Here is a 223-nt window from a genome sequence, read left to right as displayed (position 1 = left end):
TCGGCTGGAATAGCCAGACTGGCTCCTCCGGTCAGTGCCATCATGGTTTCCCAGACACTGGCATCGAAGCCAAATGAAGCGAACTGCAACATCCGGTTACCAGAATGAATCTCAAACTGGACAATTTTATCCCGAATAAGATTGACCAACCCACGATGTTCAACCATCACCCCTTTGGGCGCGCCGGTAGAGCCGGAGGTGTAAATCACATAGGCCAGATGAC

At 51.6% G+C, this 223-nt stretch carries 1 protein-coding gene; it reads right to left on the bottom strand.

Annotated elements, in window-relative coordinates:
• Positions 1-223 (bottom strand): AMP-binding protein (locus tag ABR397_RS24485; protein WP_350307944.1); only part of this gene is annotated, 223 nt, incomplete at both ends.

This window comes from Photorhabdus viridis, from assembly GCF_040256935.1.
GTDB lineage: Bacteria > Pseudomonadota > Gammaproteobacteria > Enterobacterales > Enterobacteriaceae > Photorhabdus > Photorhabdus viridis.
The sequence above is the reverse complement of the archived record's forward strand: the minus strand, read 5'-3'. Positions and strand labels throughout refer to the sequence as shown.